Here is a 19251-nt window from a genome sequence, read left to right as displayed (position 1 = left end):
CTCAGTCGCGAACGCCGGCGGGACGCGGGCGGGGTTTGGCGTTGGGGTCGCGCGGCAGCGGCCGCAGGATGCCGACCGTCAGCTGGTCGTCGCCGAAGTACTTGGCCGCCACGGCCTGCACCTGCGCGGCCGTGACGCCCTTGAGCCGCTCGATCAGCCGGTCGCCGGCATCCAGCGGCAGGCCCTGGACCCAGAAGCTGCCCAGCTCGCGCGCCTGGTTGAAGACCGAATCGAGCTTGTAGACCTGGCCGGCGATCCAGCGCGTCTTGACCCGCTGCAACTCGGCCTCGTTGACGCCGTCGCGGGCGACGCGGGCCACTTCCGCGCGCAGGGCCGCCTCGACCTGCTCTGGCGTCTTGCCCGGCGCCGGCACGCCGTCCAGCGTGAACAGCTGCGGCCCGCGGCCCCACAGCCCGTTGCCCGCGCCGGCGCTGTCGGCCACGCGATCGGGACCCTGGGTGAGCGCACGCTCCAGGCGTGCGCCGCTGTAGCCATCGAGCACGGCGGCCAGCACGGTCAGCGCCAGCGCGTCGTCGGCCTGCGGGTCGGCGGCGAACGTGCGCAGCTGCGGCACCTTGAACACCGCGGCGATGTACGACTGCTCCGCCGGCGCCTTGTGCTCGACGCGCCGGATGCCGGCCTGCACGGGCTCGACCTGCGCCTTGCGCGGCGGCACCGGCCGGGCCGGGATGCTGCCGTAGTACTTCTGCGCCAGCCGCAGCACCTGCTGCGGATCGACGTCGCCGGCGACCACCACGGCGGCATTGGCCGGCACGTACCAGCGCTGGTAGAAGTCGCGCGCGTCCTGCGGCGACATGGAATCGAGGTCGCTCATCCAGCCCACGATCGGGCGCCGGTACGGCGAGGCGATGAACGCCGTGCCGCTGAGGATCTCGTCGAGCATCGCGCGCGGGTCGTCCTCGATGCGCCAGCGGCGCTCCTCCTTGACGACCTCGATCTCGCGCTTGAACTCGGCGTCGGCCCACTTGTTGTGGTTGAAGCGGTCGGCCTCCAGCTGCATCACGTCCTCCAGCCGGCTGGCGGGGATCTGCTGGTAGTAGCCGGTGTAGTCGCGGCCGGTGAAGGCGTTCTCGCGCCCGCCCATGGCCGCCACGCGCCGCGAGAACTCGCCCGGGCCGAGCTTGTCGGTGCCCTTGAACATCAGGTGCTCGAGCGCGTGCGCGATGCCGCTCTGCCCGCTGACCTCGTCCATGGCGCCGACCCGCAGCCACACCATGTGCACGGCGGTGGGCGCGCGATGGTCGGGCTTGACGATCAGCGTCATGCCGTTGGCCAGCGTGAACTGGACCGGCTGGGCGGCGGCCTTGGCGGCACTGGCGGAGGGGGCCGGTCCGGGCGCCGGCTGGGCCAGCGCCAGGGGACCTGCAAGGAGCAGCGCGGCACTGGCGGCCGCGAGCGCGCGTCGGAGGGGGTGTTTCATAGAATGGCCTGCATTCTAGAAACGGTTTCAATGTTCAGTTTCTTCCGCCGAAAACCGGCCGCCACGCCCGCCCCCGCACCGACGGCCGCGCCCGCGGCCCTTCCCGAGATCGTTCCTCCCGCGCCAGCGCAGGTGCCTGCGCCCGCGACCGTCGCGCCAGCCCAGCCCGGCGCTGCGCCGGTGGCCGCGCCGGCCCCGATGCCGCCATCGCCCGCCCCTGCCCCTGCTCCCTCGCCAGCGCTCGCCCCGGCGCCGGTGGTCGGCAGCCTCATCGGCAGCGCCCTGGTGCGGCCGATGGACATTCCGGCACCGGCCCCGACGGCGCCGCCCGAACGGCAGCGCTGGATGGATCGCCTCAGCGTCGGGCTGCGCAAGACCGGCTCCAACCTGGCGCAGGTCTTCACCGGCGGCCAGATCGACGACCAGCTGTACGAGGAGCTCGAGTCGGCGCTGCTGCTGGCCGACACCGGCGTCAAGGCCACCCAGCACCTGCTCGACGAGGTCAAGCGCAAGGTCGCCGCCACGGGCGCGACGCGGCCCGTGCAGGTGAAGAACATCCTGAACGAGGCGCTCGCCCAGATGCTCAAGCCGCTGGAGAAGGCGCTGGTGATCGGCGCCCAGCAGCCCACCGTGATCATGGTCGCGGGCGTCAACGGGGCCGGCAAGACGACGTCCATCGGCAAGCTGACCAAGCACCTGGCCAACGAGGGCGCCTCCGTGCTGCTGGCCGCGGCGGACACGTTCCGTGCCGCGGCGCGCGAGCAGCTCGCCATCTGGGCCGACCGCAACACGGTGGAGATCGTGTCGCAGGAAGGCGGCGATCCGGCGGCGGTGAGCTTCGACGCCGTCAGCGCCGGCCGCGCGCGCGGCAAGGACGTGGTGATCGTCGACACGGCCGGCCGGCTGCCGACGCAGTTGCACCTGATGGAGGAGCTCAGGAAGATCAAGCGCGTGGTGCAGAAGGCGCAGGCCGATGCCCCGCACGAGGTGCTGCTGGTCATCGACGGCAACACGGGCCAGAACGCGCTGGCGCAGGTCAAGGCGTTCGACGCGGCGCTGGGCCTGACGGGACTGATCGTCACCAAGCTCGATGGCACCGCCAAAGGCGGCGTGCTGGCCGCCATCGCGCAGGAGCAGCCGGTGCCCGTCTACTTCATCGGCGTGGGCGAGAAGCTCGAGGACCTGGAGACCTTCAACGCGCGCGAGTTCGCGCAGGCGCTGCTCGGCTGACGGCTTTTCTCAGCGCGTGAGCACGCGCCGCAGCGCGTGGCTCGCGGCATCGACGCCGAGCACCAGCACCAGCATGGCCGCCAGGATCGAGCCGGTCTCGGCCATCTGGAACAGCCCCAGGTGGAAGGCGAGCAGCTGGCCCAGGCCGCCGGCGCCGACCACGCCCAGCACGGCGGCCGCGCGGATGTTGTTCTCCCAGCGATAGAGCGTGTAGCTGAGCAACTGCGGCAGCAGTTGCGGCACCACCGCATACGCGAGCACCTGCCCCTTGCCGGCGCCGCGCACCCGCAGCGCGAAGCCGGGGCCGGGCGGCACGTTCTCGATCGCCTCGGCGAACAGGCGGCCCAGCACCCCGGTGGTGTGCAGGGCCAGCGCCATGGTGCCCGCGAAGGGCCCCAGGCCGGCGGCGATCAGCAGCAGGGCGGCCCACATCAGTTCGGGCACGCTGCGCAGCGCGTTCAGCGCGAGCCGGGTCGACGTCCGCCAGCGCGCGCGGTCGCCCTCGTGCATGCGGCTGGCGGGCACCGCGAGCAGCAGCCCGAGCACCGCCGCCAGCACCGTGCCCACGACCGACATGGCCACCGTCTCCTGCACCGCGGGCCACAGCCTGGCCAGAAAGCGCGGCTCCACGTTCGGCGTGAGCAGCTCGCCCGCGAACCGGCCCATGCGCGCCAGCGCCTGCGGGCCGAGGAAGCGGCCCCATTGCAGGTCCAGCGACCAGAAACTCGCGGCCACCAGGGCGAGCACCGCCCCGGCCACCAGCGCCGCGCTGCGGCGGCCGCGGCGCCACGATGCCGGCCGGACGATCGCGGCCGTCATCCCAGCATCCTGCGCAGCAGCGTGCTGGCGCGATCGGTCAGGGCCACCAGCCCGATGAACACCAGCAGCAGCGTGGCGACCTCGCCGCCGTTGAACATCTTCATCGACGTGTCCATCTGCTGGCCGAGCCCGCCGGCCCCGACGAAGCCGAGCACGGCCGACGAGCGGATCGCGCACTCCCAGCGGTAGACCGTGTAGCTGGTCAGCTCCGAGGCGTTCTGCGGCAGCAGGCCATAGAAGAACGCCTGTAGCCTGCCCGACCCGTTGCGCAGCAGGGTGCGCGCGGCGTCGGTGTCGCCGCTGTCGAGGATTTCGCCGTACACCTTGCCCAACATGCCGCCATAGGTCAGCCCGATGGCCAGCACGCCCGCCGTCGGGCCCAGCCCGACGACGCGCACGAAGACCAGCGCCCAGATCAGCTCGGGCACGCTGCGCAGCACCACGAGCACGGCGCGCACCGCCACCCGCAGCGCACCCGGCGCCGCGGCCATGCGCCCGGTCAACGCCGACACGGACAAGGCGCGCACGGCCAGCAGTGCCAGCGGCACGCCCAGCACCAGGCCGAGCGTCATGCCCGCGGTGGCGATGGCGATGGTGCGCCAGGTCTCGCGCGCCACCATCGCCAGGAACTCGGCATCCGTGCGCGGCGGCACGAAGTCGGCCAGGAAGCGCAGCGTCGGCCGCAGGCTGTCCGGCGACAGCAGCTGCCAGGGCTTGAACTCCGCGACCACGAACATCGGCCACAGCACCAGCAGGGCCACGCCGGTCCACAGCAGGCGGCCGCGCCAGGCGGGATCGCGCAGGTCGGCGGCGACGTCGGCGGCGGCCATGGCCTTCAGCGGCAGTAGACGACCACCGGCGGCGCCGGCTCGGCCGGCTGGGGCGCCACCGGCGCGCGGGCCTGCAGCTCCTCGAGGTGGCCGTGGTACAGCGCCTGCAGGCGGTCCGGGCCGACCTCGTGCGCCGGCAGGTCGAACTGCAGCACGCCGCCGCGCAGGCCGACGATGCGGGGAAAGTGGCGCAGTGCCATCGCGACGTCGTGCAACGTGCACACGAGCGTGGCGCCGCGATCGCGCGCCGCCTGCGTGAGCGCCTGCACCGCCTGCCCGGCGCGCGCGGGATCGAGGGCGGACAGCGGTTCGTCCACCAGCAGCAGGCGGGCATCGGCGACCAGCGCGCGCGCCAGGCCGACCCGCTGGCGCTCGCCGCCCGAGAGCCGGTCGACCCGGTCAAACAGCTTGTCGGCCAGGTCGAACCGCTGCAGCGCGGCCTGCGCCGCGGCGAGGTCGTCCGGCAGGAGGAGCTGGCGCAGGCTGGTCCACAGCCCCATCCGGGGCAGGCGGCCGGCCAGCACCGCGGTGACCACGCGTTGCCGCGGCGGCAGCGGCGGCACCTGCGGCGCGAGGAACAGCTCGCCGCGCCGGCGCTTGAGGCCGCCGGCACCGAGCGACCACGGGTCCTGGCCATCCAGTTGCAGGCGCCCGGAAGCCGGACGCAGCGCGCAGGCCGCGGTGTGCAGCAGCGTGGTCTTGCCCGCGCCCGACGGCCCGATCACCGCCACCTGCTCGCCGGCGCCGATGGCCAGCGACAGGGGACCGAGCGCGGCGTCCGCCGCGCGTGCCGCGGCGGGATGCCGCACGGCCACGGCGTCGAGCAGGACGTTCACGCCGCCCGCTTCACTTGAGCAGGCCCGCGTTGCGCGCGGCGGCCTCGATGCCCTTGTAGTTCTCCGCCCTGGCGGGAATGAACCGCGTCGCGCGCTGCAGCTCGAGGATCTCGCGGCCTTCGGGCGTCGACTTGTTCAGGTCGAGGAAGGCCTTGAGCAGTCGCTCGCGCTGCGCGGCTGGCATGTCGGCGTGCACCGTCCAGTTGTAGTCGTAGTAGGGCGGCGTCGTGAAGAACACGCGCACCTTGGCCGGGTCGACCTTCTTGTCGGCCACGAGCTTGTCCCACACGGAGATGTTCAGCGCCCCGGCATCGACCTTGCCCGAGGCCACGGCCGCCACCGTCGCGTCGTGCGCGCCCGAGTAGGCCACGCGCCGCATGTCGCGGTCCGGATCGACGCCCGCCGCCAGCAGGAAGCTGCGCGGCATCAGGTGGCCGGAGGTGCTGGACTGCGAGCCGAAGGTGAATGTCTTGCCCTTGAGGTCCTGCAGCGACCTGATGCCGGCTTCGGTCGTGATGAACACCGACTTGAACTTCTCGTCCTCCTCGCGCTGCACGAGCGGGATCACCTTGCCGCCCGAGCGCTGCTGCGCCTGCACGAAGGTGAAGCCGCCGAACCAGGCCAGGTCGACCTGCTGGTTCGCCAGCGCCTCGACGGCGGCCGCGTAGTCGGTCACCGGCGTGTACTCCGCCTTCACGCCCAGCCGCTGCTCGAGGTACTTGACCAGCGGCGCCGCCTTGCGCGCGAGTTCGGTGGGCGACTCGTCGGGGATCGCCGTGATGCGGAACACGCGCTGCGTGCCCTGGGCGCGGCTGCCGGTGCTGCCGGTCGCGGCCAGGGCGGCGCCGAGCGCGAGCACGGCCCGGCGGTTGAGTCTGGATGCAGTGGACGTCATGGAAACCCTCCTCGGAGCGCGCGATTACACCGCAACTGCAGGCCCGTCTGCTGCACAGCTGCGGAAACCCGCATGGACGTCGTTGCGGTGCGGCTCGAAGAAATTGCGGTAGCGCGGATGCGCGATGAGCGGCGAGGTCGCGGGGCCGGCGCCGCGCAGCACCCGGCGGGTGCCGAACCAGGGCTGCGAATAGTCGCGGTAGGGATGCGGAACGAACCCCGGATACGGCTCGAAGACCGACGCCGTCCACTCCCAGGCCTGCCCCCAGCGAAAGCCCGGCTGGGTCAGCGCCGCGCACTCCCATTCCGCCTCGCTGGGCAGCCGGCGCCCGGCCCAGCGGCACCAGGCCTCCGCCTCGTACACGCTCAGGTGCAGCGCCGCGTCTTCCCCGCGCGGCAGGTGCGGCGGCGAGCCCCGCTCGCGCTGCGCCCACAGCCAACCCGTCTCGGACCACCAGGCCGGATCGGCATAGCCGCCGGCGTCGACGAAGCCGGCAAAGCGGTTCCAGCTGACGGGGGCGGCGTCGATCCGGAAGGCCGGCAACTCGATGCGCCGGGCCGGCAACTCGTTGTCGAACGCGAAGCCCGCGCCGCTGCTGCCGAGCTCGAATGCCTGCGCCGGGACGGCCAGTTCGCCGCCGCTCCCGGCCGCCGGGGCCACCAGCCCGGGCACGCTGAACCCCAGCGTGCGGGCCATGTAGCAGGCCGCCTCGGCATGCATGGCCTCGTGCAGGCAGGCGAGCCGGAAGAAGTAGAGGTCGTCGTGCGAGGCATCGGCCGGCAAGGCCGCCAGCAGGTCGAGCGTCGTCTCCAGGGTCGCGGCCAGCCAGTGCCGCACCTCGCCGACGGAGGGCAGCGGCAGGCCCCAGCGCGTGCGATGGGCGACGCGGCTCGAATCGAACCACTCGTCGGCCTCCGGCAGGCTGGGGGGCGGCCGCTCGTGGTCCGGCTCGCAGCGCACGGCCCGTTCGCGCTGGCGGTTGCGGGCGACCCACCACTCCTGGAACCAGGCCAGGTGCCCCAGCTCCCAGCGCGGCGGGTTCAGTCCGGGGTCGTACGGCACCGCCATCTGGGGACCCAGGGCTTGGACATACAGGTCCGCGATGGCGAGCGTCCGCGCGCGCACGGCCCGCAGCGCCGCGGCCACGTCGGCGCGGGTGCCGCTGCGCAGGCAGGTGGCCGCGCTATAACCGGGCGGTGCATCCCTCTTCATCGGTGGTCATCGTAAGCCCAGCCCTCGCGGCGGCCAACAACGGCAACTGGCAGACCGCGCGCCGCTGGGCCGGCTGGCTGCGCGGGGCGCACCGGGTCCGCATCACCGACCGCTGGCCCGATGCGCAGGCCGCCGGCGACGAGGTGTTGGTTGCGCTGCATGCCGCCCGCTCGGCCGAATCCGTCGCGCGCTGGGCCGACGCGCGCGGGGCGGACCGCATCGCCGTCGTGCTGACCGGCACCGACCTCTACGGCGAGTTCGCCGACGATCCGCGCACGCACCGGTCGCTGGCGCTCGCGCGCCTGCTCGTCGTGCTGCAGGACCAGGCGCCGCAGGCGCTGCCCGCGGACGTGCGCGCCAAGGCGCGCGTCATCTACCAGTCCACGCCGGCCTGGGCGACGCTGCCCAAGACGCAGCGCTGGCTGCGCGCGGCCGTGGTGGGGCACCTGCGCGAGGTCAAGAGCCCCGGCGCCGTCTTCGCCGCCGCGCGCCGGCTCATCGGCCAGCCCGACATCCAGCTGCGCCATGCCGGCGCGGCCGAGGCCCCCTGGGACGGACTCGCCCGCGACACGCAGGCAGCCTGCCCGGCCTACCGCTGGCTCGGCCCGCTGCCGCACGTGCAGGCGCGGCGGCTGATCCAGCGCTCGCACCTGCTGGTGCACCCGAGCCTGGCCGAGGGCGGCGCGCACGTGATCATGGAAGCGGTGCGCAGCGGCACGCCGGTGCTGGCGTCGCGGGTGCCGGGAAATGTCGGCATGCTGGGCGCGGACTACGCGGGCTACTTCCAGCCAGGGGACGCCGACGAGTTGGCCGGGTTGCTCGCGCAGTGCCGGCGCGACCAGCTGGCCGGCGACGATGCCCCCGGCCGCGGCCTGCTGGGGCGCTTGCGCGCACAATCGGCGCTGCGCGCCCCGCTGTTCGACGGCGCGGCCGAGTGCCGCGCCGTGCGCGGGCTGGTGCACGACCTGCAGGATCCCCGATGAACGCTCCCCTTCCCAACGCCGCGGCCGAGCCGCGCCTGACTTCGCTCTCGCACGGCGGCGGCTGCGGCTGCAAGATCGCCCCGGGCGTGCTCGCCGACATCCTCAAGGGCACGGCCCGCATGCCGATGCCGCCCGAGCTGCTGGTGGGCATCGAGACGGCCGACGACGCGGCGGTCTACAAGCTCAACGACGAGCAGGCGCTGATCGCCACGACCGACTTCTTCATGCCCATCGTCGACGATCCCTTCGACTTCGGGCGCATCGCGGCCACCAACGCGATCTCCGACGTCTACGCCATGGGCGGGCGTCCGATCATGGCCCTGGCGCTGGTGGGCATGCCGATCAACGTGCTGAGCACGGGCACCATCGGCCGCATCCTGGAGGGCGGCGACTCGGTCTGCCGGGCAGCCGGCATCCCGATCGCAGGCGGCCACACCATCGATTCGGTCGAGCCGATCTACGGGCTGGTGGCGCTGGGCCTGGTGCATCCGGCCCGCGTCAAGCGCAATGCCGACGCCCGTGCCGGCGACGTGCTGGTGCTGGGCAAGCCGCTCGGCGTCGGTGTGCTGTCCGCGGCGCTGAAGAAGGAGGCGCTCGATGCCGCCGGCTACGCCCGGATGATCGAGACCACAACCCGACTGAACACGCCGGGTCCGGAACTGGCCGCCCTCGAGGGCGTGCACGCCCTCACCGACGTCACCGGCTTCGGCCTGGCCGGCCATGCCCTCGAGCTGGCCCGCGGCGCCCGGCTGCCCGTCTCCCTCGACTGGAGCCGCGTGCCGCTGCTGGCCGGCGTGGCCGACCTGGCCGCGCGCGGCTTCGTCACCGGCGCGTCCGGGCGGAACTGGGCCGGCTATGGCGCCGACATCCGGCTGGCGGCCGGCTTCGGCGAGGTGCAGCAGGCGCTGCTGACCGATCCGCAGACCAGCGGCGGCCTGCTCGTGTCCTGCTCGCCCGATGCGGTCGACCAGGTGCTGGAGGTGTTCCGCTCGCACGGATTCGCCCAGGCGGCGGTGGTCGGCGAAGTGGGCGGCAGCGGCCCGGCCGGCACCCTGACCGTCAGTTAGCCCGCGCCCACTTCGTCGCGCACCCAGGCGGCGTAGCCGGGGCTGGCCGACCACTCCTGCCACAGCAGTTGCGGCAAGGCGTAGGGGTGCTCCCGCGCGAAGAACTGCTGCAGGGCCGCCAGCCGGTCCGGCACCGATTTCACGGTGAGGCGGAACTCCGGCTCGGCGCACAACGCGCCCTCCCACCGGTAATGGGATTCCAGCCGCTCGACCTGCACGCAGGCGGCCAGCCGCCGCTCGACCAGCGCGCGCGCCAGCCGGCGCGCATCCTCCTCGGTGGCCACCGTGGTGGCCAGGCTCAGGACGGTGTCTTCGGGGGCGGCCATCGTGCAAACTCCGGGATGCGATTGTTCCCCGGAACGCACCGAAGGAGACCCGCCATGCAGACCGCCAGCCAAGCCCCTGGAGCCACCGCGCCGCGCCGGGTGGACGCCCTGCTCGCCCATTACGGCCAGAGCCACCGCGACCCGCGCAACGAGGCGATCCACTGCGTGGCCATCCCGCTCATCATGCTGAGCCTGCTGGGGCTGCTGGCCGCCCTGCATCCGTGGGTGGCGTACGCCTTCGTCGCCGCCAGCCTGGTCTACTACGCCCGGCTGTCGGTCGTGTTCCTCGTGGCCATGGCCGTGCTGTCGCTGCTGGCGCTGGCGCTGGTGCACGCCATGGGGGCCCAGGTCCTGCCGATCTCGGCGGCCATCTTCGTGCTGGCCTGGATCGCCCAGTTCGTGGGCCACAGGCTGGAGGGCCGCAAGCCCTCCTTCCTCGAGGACCTGCAGTACCTCTGGATCGGTCCGCTGTTCGCGCTCTCGCTGCTGTTTCGCAAGCTCGGCATGGCCTGGTAGCCGGGGCGCCAGCGCCCGCCGGGCTACAACTTGTTTCTACATTCCGGCGGCTCGGCCGGAAACGTCCGCCCGCCGGCGGACTCCACCGGGGTTCTCTTTTTTCGACGGCAGGCCATTGAACTTGCCCTTTAGCACTCTCTCTAATCGAGTGCTAATATGCAGACCAGTATGAAAGGAGCACCCGGTATGACAGCTTCGATCGCAGCCCCCGCCGGCGCCCTCGCGGTGGCCAGCCCGTGGGCCGTGGTTCCGTCGCTGGGCAACCTCGACGCGTACATCTCGGCGGTCAACCGCCTGCCGATGCTCACGGCGGAAGAGGAGCACGAGTACGCCAGCAAGTTCAAGGAACACAACGACATCGACGCCGCCGGCAAGCTGGTGCTGTCGCACCTGCGGCTGGTCGTGTCCGTCTCGCGGAAGTACCTGGGCTATGGCCTGCCGCACGGCGACCTGATCCAGGAAGGCAACATCGGCCTGATGAAGGCCGTCAAGCGCTTCGACCCCGACCAGGGCGTGCGCCTGGTGAGCTACGCCCTGCACTGGATCCGGGCCGAGATCCACGAGTACATCCTGAAGAACTGGCGCATGGTCAAGGTCGCCACGACCAAGGCCCAGCGCAAGCTGTTCTTCAACCTGCGCTCGATGAAGCAGGGCTTCAAGGACGAAGAGGACGCGCAGACCCACCGCGAGACGCTGACGGATGCCCAGATCGACGTCATGGCCCGCGAGCTGAACGTCAAGCGCGAGGAAGTCATGGAGATGGAAACGCGCATGTCGGGCGGCGACGTGCTGCTCGACCCGGCGCCCGGCGACGACGGCGAGGAGTCCTTCGGCCCGATCGCCTACCTGTCCGACGCCAGCCTGGAGCCGACGGCGGTTCTGGAATCACAGCAGCGCGACGCGATGGCCACCGACGGCATCGCCGCCGCGCTGGAAGGGCTCGATCCGCGCAGCCGCCGCATCGTCGAGGAGCGCTGGCTCAAGGTGAACGACGACGGCTCGGGCGGCATGACGCTGCACGAGCTGGCGGCCGAGTACGGCGTGTCGGCCGAGCGCATCCGCCAGATCGAATCGGCGGCGATGAAGAAGATGCGCAAGGCGCTGGCGGCTTACGCCTGACCCGGCGCCCCCGTGCCCCAAGCCCGGCCCTGCCGGGCTTTTTTTTGCCCACCCCATTGTTGGGCTTTGGCGGGCGATGTGAGAATCCGCCCGTGGCCGGTCAGCTCATCCTCAGGCTCTGCCTCGCGCTGCTGTTCGCCCTGGCAACGCAAGCGCCCGCGCAGGCGGCTCCCGCCGGGCCGGCCCCCGTCGTGCTGGGCCCGGCCCAAGGCAGCGTGGACCTGGACGGCCGGGCGCAGGTCTGGGTCGAACCGGGCCGCGCCCGCACGATCGAGGAGGTGGCCGCGGCCGGCGACACGCTGCCGTGGACACCCCGCGAGCCGGCCCTGCAGTACCGGCTCGACGGCAAGGCGCTGTGGATCCGCTTCGACGTCGACATGCGGGATCCCGGGCGCTGGTACGTGACCGTTGCCTCCTCGGGACTCGACCGGGTGCAGCTGTTCCACCGCGGCGACGACGGGCGCTGGCGGGCCGAGGAGGCCGGCGACACCCGGGCGGTGTCGCAGTGGCCGCTGCCCGGGCGCGTGCCGACCTTCGAGCTCGCGCCGGGGACGGGGCAGCCGCAGCGCTACTGGTTGCGCATCGAGCATGCGCGGGTCGACTTCGCCTCGCCGGTGGTCTTCTACAGCCAGGGCCAGTTGCTGGCCGTGCGCGAGCGCGAGCAGTTCCTGGTGGGCGCCTATTTCGGCATCTCGCTGCTGCTGGCGGTGGTGGCGGTCTTCAACGCCGTCAGCTACCGCGACCGCATCTTCGCGGCCTACGCGATCTACCTCATCTCGTTCACGCTCGGGCAGGCGGCCTACATCGGCATCGGCGCCCAGCACCTGTGGGACCACTGGCTGGCCTGGAACGCGGTGTCGACCTTCCTGCTGCCGGCGCTGTCGGCGCCGGCGGCGCTGTGGTTCGTGCAGCGCGTGACGGAGCCGGCCCGCTTCTCGCGCCGGCTGAACCTGCTGGTGACCGTGCTGATCCTGGTGCTGCTGGCGATGGCGCTGCTGGACCTGGTGCTGCCCTCGCGCACGTCGATGACGCTGCGCATGGTGCTCACGGCGGCGGGGCTGCTGCTGGTGGCGACCCTGATCGGGCTGGTCTGGATCAAGGGCGACGATCCGGACATCCGCATCATCGCCCTGGGCTTCGTGCCCGTGCTGGTGATGGCGCTGTTCCCGATCGCGCGCGGCGCCAACCTGATCCCCAACAGTGTCTTCACCCGCTACGGCCTGGCGATCGGCGCGGCGATGGAGATGCCGATCCTGTTCTACGCGCTCAGCCGCCGGGGCAGCCGCCGCCGCGAAGGCCAGCTGCGCGCGTCGGCCCTGCCGCGCACCGACGCCCTCACCGGCCTGGCCGACCGGCGCAGCCTGCTGCAGCGCCTGGAAGCCACCATGGCCCGCGCGCGCAGCCAGAAGCAGCCCTGCGCCCTGCTGGTCGCCAAGGTCGCCAACGCCGACGCCATCGCCAGCGAGCACGGCCGCGACACGCTGGACCGCGCCCTGGTGGTCGCGGCGTCGCACCTGCGCCGCGCGACCACCGACGTGGACCTGGCCGCCCGTGTGGGCGAGCGCGAGTTCGCGCTGCTGATCGAGGCGCCGACGACGCCCGAGCAGGCCGCCTCGCGCGCGCAGCAACTCGTCGCCAGCGGCCTGCGCAGCAGCCGCGCCCTGCCCGCAGACCTCACGCTGCGCATGCAGGTGGTGACCGCGATGCTGCCCGACCAGCAACCCGATGCGGAAGCCACGCTGCAATGGATGCTGGAGGCGCTGGCCGCGATCCGCGCCGACTCGCGCAAGCAGATCCGCTCGCTCAACACCTGATCCGTGCCATGCCGGGGCGTTAGCATTGCCAGTTGCCCCGCTGGAACCAAGCCATGAACGACAACGACATCACTTCCCCCATCCGCCGCCGCACCGCCCTCGCCCTGGCGATGGCCGGCGCCGCCACGCCCGTGTTCGCGCAAAAGGCCGGCAAGGCCGCGGCCCCCGCCTGGCCGACCAAGCCGCTGCGCATCCTGGTCGGCTTTCCCGGCGGCTCCACCCCGGACCTGGTCGCCCGCACCATCGCCGAGCCGCTGTCCAAGGCCCTCGGCCAGCCGGTGATCGTCGACAACAAGCCGGGCGCGGCGGGCAACATCGCCGCCGACCAGGTGGCGAAGGCCACCGACAACCACACCATCGGCGTGCTGATCAACGGCAACATGACGATCGCCAAGCTGCTGAATCCGGCCACGCCGTACGACCCGGTGAAGGACCTGGCACCCATCAGCCTGATCGGCACCGCGCCGCTGCTGCTCACGGCGCCGGCCAGTGCGCCCGGCCACAACGCGCAGGAATTCTTCGCCGCCGCGCGCAACGCGGGCAACAAGTGGAGCTACGGCTCGCCTGGCGTGGGCACCGTCGGCCACATCGGCATGGAGCTGCTCAAGACCAAGACCAACATCGACCCGGTGCACGTCCCCTACCCGGGCAACCCGCAGGTCATCAACGCCATGATCAGCGGCCAGATCCAGCTCGCCCTGCTGCCCCCGGGGCTGGCGGCGGCCCAGGTGCGCGCCGGCAAGCTCAAGGCCATCGGCGTGACCTCCACCGCCCGCAGCCCGCTGGCGCCGGAATACCCGAGCCTGGACGAAGGCGGCGTCACGCGCGGCTTCCAGCTCGAAATCTGGACCGCCGCGGCGGCCCCGCAATCGATGCCCAAGCCGATCGTCGCGCGGCTGTCCGCGCTGATCGCCGAGATCGCACGCTCGCCCGAGGTGCGCGCCAAGCTGTTCCAGCAGGGCTGGCAGGTCGCGGGCACGTCGGCCGAAGGGCTGGCCAACCGCATCAAGGGCGACACCGCGCTGCTCGGCGGCGTGATCCAGATGCGGGGCATCAAGGCCGAGTGATCCCGCGCGCCGGGCGTGTCAGGCGTCCGGCGGGCGCTTGCGCAGGGTGCGCTGGGCGCGCCGGGTGATGTGGGCCGTTGCCGGCGTGCGCGACTCGCGCGCCCAGCGCGCGCACAACTGCTCGACCCAGTCCGGCTGCGTGCGGCTGGCGTCATTCAGCCAGTTGGCCACCGAGTTGCGCACGTAGGGGCTCGGGTCGGACTTCAGCGGCTCCAGCAGCGCCAGCGCGCGCCACGGCTCGGCCTTGAGCGCGCGCAGCGGCGCGCACCAGACGCCGTGCGGGCGCGTCAGCTCGCTGGCGAAACGGCGGATCGCCGGGTCGGCGTCCGCGACCCAGGGCTGCAGCAGCCGCACGGCCGCGTCGACGTCGCGGGCGACTTCCTCGCGCACCGCCATCCACGCCGCCTCGCGCACGCCGAAGTGCGGATCGGCCGCGAACCGCCGCACCGCGGCCAGCTTGTCGGCCAGGTCGAGGCCGCAGTCGGCCACCCACTGCGCCGCCCACGAGCGCGCCACGTCGCTGGCATGGGTGGCGAGCGCTTGCGCCACGGCATCCCGGTCCGCGCGCGGGGCCGTGAGGTCGTAGAGCGCGCGGGCGATGTGGCCGTGGCGCTTGAGCGGCGGGAACGCGCCGAGCATGGCCAGCGTGTCCTCCAGCCGTTCGGCCCGCGGGTCGAGCCCGACCTGCCGCGCGACGTTGCGGGCGAGCCGGGCCAGGTCCAGCGCGAGGAACTCGTTCAGGTGGACCGTGGGCACCAGGCCCTCGTTCAACGCGTCCAGCACCTCCGGCGGGATCAGCGCGATGCGCGCTGCACCACGGCGCTGCAGCAGGTGCCGGACCACGCGCGCCTCAGGAGGCGAGCAACAGCTTCAGGTCGCCGGCCAGTGCCTGCGCGCCGCTGCCGTAGCGCGTGTACAGGCGCAGCCGGCCCTGCGGGTCGTAGACGAAGCTCGCGGCCGAGTGGTCCATCGTGTAGGTGCCGGGCGCCTTGCCTTCGACCTTCTTGTAGAACACCTTGAAGTCCTTGGCGACGGCCGCGGTCTGCTCGGGCGTGCCGCGCAGCGCGACGAAGCCGGGGCCGAAGTTGGCCATGTAGGCCTTGAGCAGCTGCGGCGTGTCGCGCTCGGGGTCGATGGTGATGAACACGCCCTGCACCTTGTCGCCGTCGGCACCGAGCAGCTTCCTGGCCTGCGCGATCTCCGCCATCGTCGTGGGGCACACGTCGGGGCATTGCGTGTAGCCGAAGAACACCACGACGGCCTGGCCGCGGAAGTCCTTCAGGCTGCGCACCCGGCCCTCGGTGTCGGGCAGCTGGAAGTCCTTGGCGTAGTCGGCGCCGGTGAGGTCGACGGCCGCGAATTGCGGCTTGCGCTCGCCGCAGGCGGCGACGAGGGCGGGCGCCGCGCAGGCGGCGACCAGTTGCAGGGCACGGCGGCGGTCCATGGCACTCACCTCAGAGCAGGTAGTGGTCCAGCAGGAGCGCGGCGAACAGCACGCTCAGGTGGATCAGGGAGTAGCGGAAGGTCTTGCGCGCGAGCGCGTCGGAATAGTCGCGCCAGAGCCGGAATCCGTACCAGGTGAAGCCGGCGCTGAGCACCGAGGCCGCCACCAGGTACAGCCACGAGCTCATGCCGATGGCGAACGGCAGCAGGCAGGCGGCGAACAGCACCAGCGTGTACAGCAGGATCTGCAGCCGCGTGAACTCGCTGCCGTGGGTGACCGGCAGCATCGGCAGGCCGGACTTGCGGTAGTCCTCCACCCGGTACAGCGCCAGCGCCCAGAAGTGCGGCGGCGTCCAGAGGAAGATGATCAGGAACAGCACCAGCGCCTCGGCACCGACGTCCCCGCGCATGGCGGCCCAGCCGAGCACGGGCGGCATCGCGCCGGAAGCGCCGCCGATCACGATGTTCTGCGGCGTCCTCGGCTTGAGCACCACGGTGTAGATCACCGCGTAGCCGACGAAGGTGGCGAAGGTCAGCCACATCGTCAGCGCATTGACGGTGGCGTAGAGCAGGACGGATCCGATGGCGCACAGCACGATGGAGAACACCAGCGTCTGCGCGTCGGACAGCTCGCCCTTGGCGGTCGGGCGCCAGGCCGTGCGCTTCATCTTGGCGTCGATGCCCTTCTCGACCAGGCAGTTGAACGCCGCGGCGGCGCCCGCCACCAGCCAGATGCCGAAGGCGGCGAAGGCGGCGATGCGCAGGTCCTCCAGCGTGGGAATCCCCGGCACGGCCAGCACCATGCCGATGACCGCGCAGAAGACGATCAGCTGCACCACGCGCGGCTTGGTCAGGGCGTAGAACTGGGCCACGCGGCTCATGGGCGTGCTCCCTCGCGCACGCGGGGCGCGATGGCGGACCGCGCGGGCTCGGCGCGGCTCTCGCACAGGGTCCACGTCAGCACGACGACCAGCGCTGCCGCGCCGCCGGTGTGGGCGAGCGCGGCGACCAGGGGCCAGCCGAGCACCACGTTCGACAGGCCGCTGGCCAGTTGCCAGGCCGCCAGCGCGCCCACCAGGCGGGCCTGCCTGGGCATCGCGGCGCGCAACCGCCACGCCAGCGCCGCCAGCAGCGCGAGCACGACGTACGCCGCGAGCCGGTGCGTGTAGTGGATGGCGGTCAGGGCGGAGAAGGAGATCGGCTCACCCGCGCCGGTCATGCCCAGCGGCCGCCACAGCTCGAACGCCTGGCGGAAGTCCATCTCGGGCCACCAGCCGCCCTGGCAGGTCGGGAACTGCTGGCAGGCGAGCACCGCGTAGTTCGTGCTGACCCAGCCGCCGAGCGCGACCTGCACCCACAGCGCGGCCGTCGCCGCCGCCAGCAGCAGCCACGTCGGGCGCTCGAGCAGCGCACGCGAGGCGGCCGCCTCCGCATGCCGGTAGCCGACGCACTGGCGCACCAGCAGCGCCAGCAGCACCAGGCCGCCCAGGAGGTGCGCCGTGACGATGGCCGGCAGCAGCTTCATGGTCACGGTGAGCGCGCCGAAGGCGCCTTGCAGGCACACCCACACCAGCGTGGCCGTCGGCCACCACGGGCTGACCGGCAACTGCAGGCGGCGCCGCAGCAGCCAGGTGCCCGCCGTCAGCGTGACGATCAGCACGCCCACCCCGGTGGCGAGGTAGCGGTGGACCATCTCGATCCAGGCCTTGGTGTGCGTGACCGGGCCGCTGGGCATGTCCGCCTGGGCGGCGCTGATGTGGGCATGGGCGCCCACGGGCGAGGCGCTGGCATAGCAACCCGGCCAGTCGGGGCAGCCCAGCCCGGAGTCGGTCAGCCGGGTGAAGGCGCCGAACAGCACCAGGTCGAAGGTGAGGAACAGGGTCAGGAGCGTCAGGCGCGACAGCCGCTGCGCCGGCGCCGCGCCGCGGCTGCGCAGCCACAGCCAGGCGACGGGGCCGCAGGCGACGACGGCCCCCATCAGCATCACGCGCGCCGCGGGCGCCAGGTCCACCAGGCTGCTCATCGCTGCCGCCCCGGTTGGTCCCAGCCCGCCGAGGCGCGCATCAGGCGTTCCAGGTCACGCTTGGCCCGGGCCGCGCCCGCGCGATCGATGCCGGCGGGAAACCGCATCATCCAGTGCCCCATCGGATCGACGACGTACAGGTGGTCCTGCAGCGCGTGGCCGGGGGCCGGTTGCAGCCACTGCGCCAGCTGCCCCGCGGGCACCCGCAGCACCGTGGCCTGCGCCAGCGCGGGCGCCAGGGCGTCGCGCACGGGCGCGCTGTCGTCCACCAGCCAGACCCAGTCCATCCGGTCCTTGTCCTTGCCCAGGCTCTCGCGCAGCTGCCGCTGGAAGTACAGGTGGTTCTCGCACGCGGCCGGGCAGGCGCCGCCGGCCACGCTCACCAGCAGCCACTGGCCCTGCAGGTCGCGCAGCGCGCGCGGGCGGCCGTCGAGCGTGGTGCCGGTGAAGGCCGGCATCTCGCGCTGCGGCTCGACCAGCTCGCCGAAGTTGCGCCGGCCCTCGGGCCGCACGACGTAGTAGGTGAAGTACGAGGCGATGACCGGCGCGGCGCAGATCAGCATCACCATCAGCATCTTGAAGCGGCCGCTGGCCGTGCGCTGGGCCTGCTCCACTTCGCGCGGGCCGGGCAGCGAATGGATGGTCAGGTCCAGCGGCTCGTCAGGACGGTCGGGACGCGCGGCGGGGTTGGATGAACTGGAACCAGACATAGAGGCAGGCGATGAGGCCGGACAACGCCCACCACTGGAAGGCGTAACCGTAATTCGTCTCGGGGCCGCGCCCGCCGGTGTCCGGCCACTCGCGCAGCAGTCCTTCGGAAGCGGGCCCGGTCTGCTGCACCGACACCGGCAGCAGCTTCAGGCGGGTTTCGGCCGAGAACGCGGCCAGGTCGAGATTCTGCCGGATGGGGCCGCCCTGTTCCGGGCCGGGCTGGTACAGCCTCGACGGGGGCGGGGCAATCCGCCCCTCGATCTCGACCTCGCCGGGGGGCGTCTGCACCGGCGGCAGCTGCTCGCGGTGCTCGAAATTGCGCGGGGCGAAGCCGCGTTGCACGAGCACCGCGCGGTCCGAGCCCGCCAGGCGCAACGGCGTGACCACGAAGAACCCCACCCGGTTGCGGATCTGGCGGTTGTCGAGGAACACTGTGTGCGGCGCATCCCAGGTGCCCCGCAGCCGCACGGGCCGGTGCACCAGGGCAGCGGGATCACCCGCCAGCAGGCCGTCGTTGGCCAGCGGCGGGCGCTGGCGCTGCGCCTCGATCGCGGCCGCCAGCGCCTCCTTCTGGTGCGCGCGGCCGAGCTGCCAGAAGCCCAGCGCCAGGGTCGCCGCCGCGGCGCACAAAGCGGCCGCGGTGATGACCCACGAGCGCAGCCCCTTCACCGGGCTCCCCCGATAATCGTCGGCATGAAATTCCTCGTGCTGCTGGCCTTCGCCGCCATCCTCGGCAGCCTGGGCTCGGCGCTGTACTTCATGATGCGCGACGGCCAGGACGGCAAGGCCAAGACCAACAACATGGCCCGGGCGCTGGCGTTCCGCGTCGGCTTCTCGATCCTGCTGTTCGTCTGCATCCTGATCGCCTGGAAGCTCGGCTACATCCAGCCCACCGGCATCCCGGCCGGCGCGTAGCGCG

21 protein-coding genes are annotated in these 19251 nt (G+C 72.5%); 8 read left to right on the top strand and 13 right to left on the bottom strand.

The genetic code is table 11. From position 1 onward, the window contains the following. Position 1: 1 nt before the first annotated feature. Positions 2–1441: a M16 family metallopeptidase gene (locus AC3ANR_RS03710; RefSeq protein ID WP_488290534.1), complete on the bottom strand. Its 1440-nt coding sequence runs from the start codon at positions 1439–1441 to the stop codon at positions 2–4. Between the two features lie 30 nt (positions 1442–1471). Here AC3ANR_RS03710 and ftsY point away from each other — a divergent pair, with 30 nt between their 5' ends. Then, positions 1472–2671 carry a signal recognition particle-docking protein FtsY gene (gene ftsY / locus AC3ANR_RS03705; protein WP_488290533.1) on the top strand — a complete coding sequence of 400 codons (1200 nt, stop codon included), beginning with the start codon at positions 1472–1474 and terminating at the stop codon, positions 2669–2671. Between the two features lie 9 nt (positions 2672–2680). On the opposite strand, the gene phnE is transcribed toward ftsY, so the two are convergent. Genes phnE through senA form a run of 5 tightly spaced genes read right to left on the bottom strand, consistent with a single transcriptional unit; the run spans position 2681 to position 7263 of the window. Further along, complete coding sequence (gene phnE, locus AC3ANR_RS03700; protein ID WP_488290532.1) at positions 2681–3490, bottom strand: phosphonate ABC transporter, permease protein PhnE; 810 nt, start codon at positions 3488–3490, stop codon at positions 2681–2683. Beyond that, positions 3487–4320 (bottom strand): PhnE/PtxC family ABC transporter permease, encoded by an 834-nt coding sequence (locus AC3ANR_RS03695; protein WP_488290531.1) that lies wholly within the window; start codon positions 4318–4320, stop codon positions 3487–3489. The genes phnE and AC3ANR_RS03695 overlap by 4 nt, the downstream gene beginning before the upstream one ends. Positions 4321–4325: 5 nt before the next feature. After that, entirely contained in the window at positions 4326–5156 is an 831-nt protein-coding gene (locus tag AC3ANR_RS03690) for a phosphonate ABC transporter ATP-binding protein (protein WP_488290530.1), read from the bottom strand. Between the two features lie 10 nt (positions 5157–5166). Further along, positions 5167–6051 (bottom strand): putative selenate ABC transporter substrate-binding protein, encoded by an 885-nt coding sequence (locus AC3ANR_RS03685; protein ID WP_488290529.1) that lies wholly within the window; start codon positions 6049–6051, stop codon positions 5167–5169. Positions 6052–6075: 24 nt separating this feature from the next. After that, positions 6076–7263, bottom strand: coding sequence for a selenoneine synthase SenA (senA, locus tag AC3ANR_RS03680; protein ID WP_488290528.1), 1188 nt, complete (start codon positions 7261–7263; stop codon positions 6076–6078). A 2-nt stretch (positions 7264–7265) separates the two neighbouring features. On the opposite strand from senA, the gene senB reads away from it, so the two are divergent. Beyond that, positions 7266–8246, top strand: coding sequence for a selenoneine biosynthesis selenosugar synthase SenB (gene senB / locus AC3ANR_RS03675; RefSeq protein WP_488290527.1), 981 nt, complete (start codon positions 7266–7268; stop codon positions 8244–8246). After that, positions 8243–9313, top strand: coding sequence for a selenide, water dikinase SelD (gene selD, locus AC3ANR_RS03670; RefSeq protein WP_488290526.1), 1071 nt, complete (start codon positions 8243–8245; stop codon positions 9311–9313). Before senB ends, selD begins: the two co-directional genes overlap by 4 nt. Here the strand turns inward: selD and cutA are convergent. Beyond that, a complete protein-coding gene (gene cutA / locus AC3ANR_RS03665; RefSeq protein ID WP_488290525.1) occupies positions 9310–9639 on the bottom strand; it encodes a divalent-cation tolerance protein CutA in 330 nt (109 codons plus the stop codon). The two genes, selD and cutA, sit on opposite strands and share 4 nt — an antisense overlap. Before the next feature lie 54 nt (positions 9640–9693). Between cutA and AC3ANR_RS03660 the strand changes: the two genes are divergently transcribed. The 4 genes from AC3ANR_RS03660 (at position 9694) to AC3ANR_RS03645 (ending at position 14155) form a co-directional block, all read left to right on the top strand. Next, on the top strand, positions 9694–10155 hold the full coding sequence (locus AC3ANR_RS03660; protein ID WP_488290524.1) for an Mpo1 family 2-hydroxy fatty acid dioxygenase: 462 nt from the start codon (positions 9694–9696) through the stop codon (positions 10153–10155). A gap of 186 nt (positions 10156–10341) precedes the next feature. Continuing rightward, on the top strand, positions 10342–11274 hold the full coding sequence (gene rpoH / locus AC3ANR_RS03655; protein WP_488290523.1) for an RNA polymerase sigma factor RpoH: 933 nt from the start codon (positions 10342–10344) through the stop codon (positions 11272–11274). A gap of 92 nt (positions 11275–11366) precedes the next feature. Then, entirely contained in the window at positions 11367–13088 is a 1722-nt protein-coding gene (locus AC3ANR_RS03650) for a sensor domain-containing diguanylate cyclase (RefSeq protein WP_488290522.1), read from the top strand. Between the two features lie 53 nt (positions 13089–13141). After that, positions 13142–14155 carry a Bug family tripartite tricarboxylate transporter substrate binding protein gene (locus tag AC3ANR_RS03645; RefSeq protein WP_488290521.1) on the top strand — a complete coding sequence of 338 codons (1014 nt, stop codon included), beginning with the start codon at positions 13142–13144 and terminating at the stop codon, positions 14153–14155. An 18-nt stretch (positions 14156–14173) separates the two neighbouring features. Here the strand turns inward: AC3ANR_RS03645 and AC3ANR_RS03640 are convergent, their stop codons facing one another. Genes AC3ANR_RS03640 through AC3ANR_RS03615 form a run of 6 tightly spaced genes read right to left on the bottom strand, consistent with a single transcriptional unit; the run spans position 14174 to position 19001 of the window. Further along, positions 14174–14998: a DNA alkylation repair protein gene (locus AC3ANR_RS03640; protein WP_488290520.1), complete on the bottom strand. Its 825-nt coding sequence runs from the start codon at positions 14996–14998 to the stop codon at positions 14174–14176. A gap of 7 nt (positions 14999–15005) precedes the next feature. Beyond that, on the bottom strand, positions 15006–15599 hold the full coding sequence (locus AC3ANR_RS03635; RefSeq protein WP_488290519.1) for an SCO family protein: 594 nt from the start codon (positions 15597–15599) through the stop codon (positions 15006–15008). A 10-nt stretch (positions 15600–15609) separates the two neighbouring features. Beyond that, positions 15610–16479 carry a heme o synthase gene (gene cyoE / locus AC3ANR_RS03630; RefSeq protein WP_488290518.1) on the bottom strand — a complete coding sequence of 290 codons (870 nt, stop codon included), beginning with the start codon at positions 16477–16479 and terminating at the stop codon, positions 15610–15612. Then, entirely contained in the window at positions 16476–17621 is a 1146-nt protein-coding gene (locus AC3ANR_RS03625; RefSeq protein ID WP_488290517.1) for a COX15/CtaA family protein, read from the bottom strand. Before AC3ANR_RS03625 ends, cyoE begins: the two co-directional genes overlap by 4 nt. Continuing rightward, on the bottom strand, positions 17618–18331 hold the full coding sequence (locus tag AC3ANR_RS03620) for an SCO family protein (RefSeq protein ID WP_488290516.1): 714 nt from the start codon (positions 18329–18331) through the stop codon (positions 17618–17620). Before AC3ANR_RS03620 ends, AC3ANR_RS03625 begins: the two co-directional genes overlap by 4 nt. Further along, the gene (locus AC3ANR_RS03615) at positions 18282–19001 is read right to left on the bottom strand and encodes an SURF1 family protein (RefSeq protein ID WP_488290515.1); all 720 of its coding nucleotides are present in this window, start codon (positions 18999–19001) and stop codon (positions 18282–18284) included. The genes AC3ANR_RS03620 and AC3ANR_RS03615 overlap by 50 nt, the downstream gene beginning before the upstream one ends. 24 nt (positions 19002–19025) lie before the next feature. Between AC3ANR_RS03615 and AC3ANR_RS03610 the strand changes: the two genes are divergently transcribed. After that, positions 19026–19247, top strand: a complete 222-nt coding sequence (locus AC3ANR_RS03610; RefSeq protein ID WP_488290514.1) for a twin transmembrane helix small protein — start codon at positions 19026–19028, stop codon at positions 19245–19247. Positions 19248–19251 lie beyond the last annotated feature (4 nt).

The organism is Ramlibacter sp. JJN2-2R (assembly GCF_057747835.1).
Note: the sequence above shows the minus strand (reverse complement) of the source record. Positions and strands in the feature narration are given on the sequence as shown.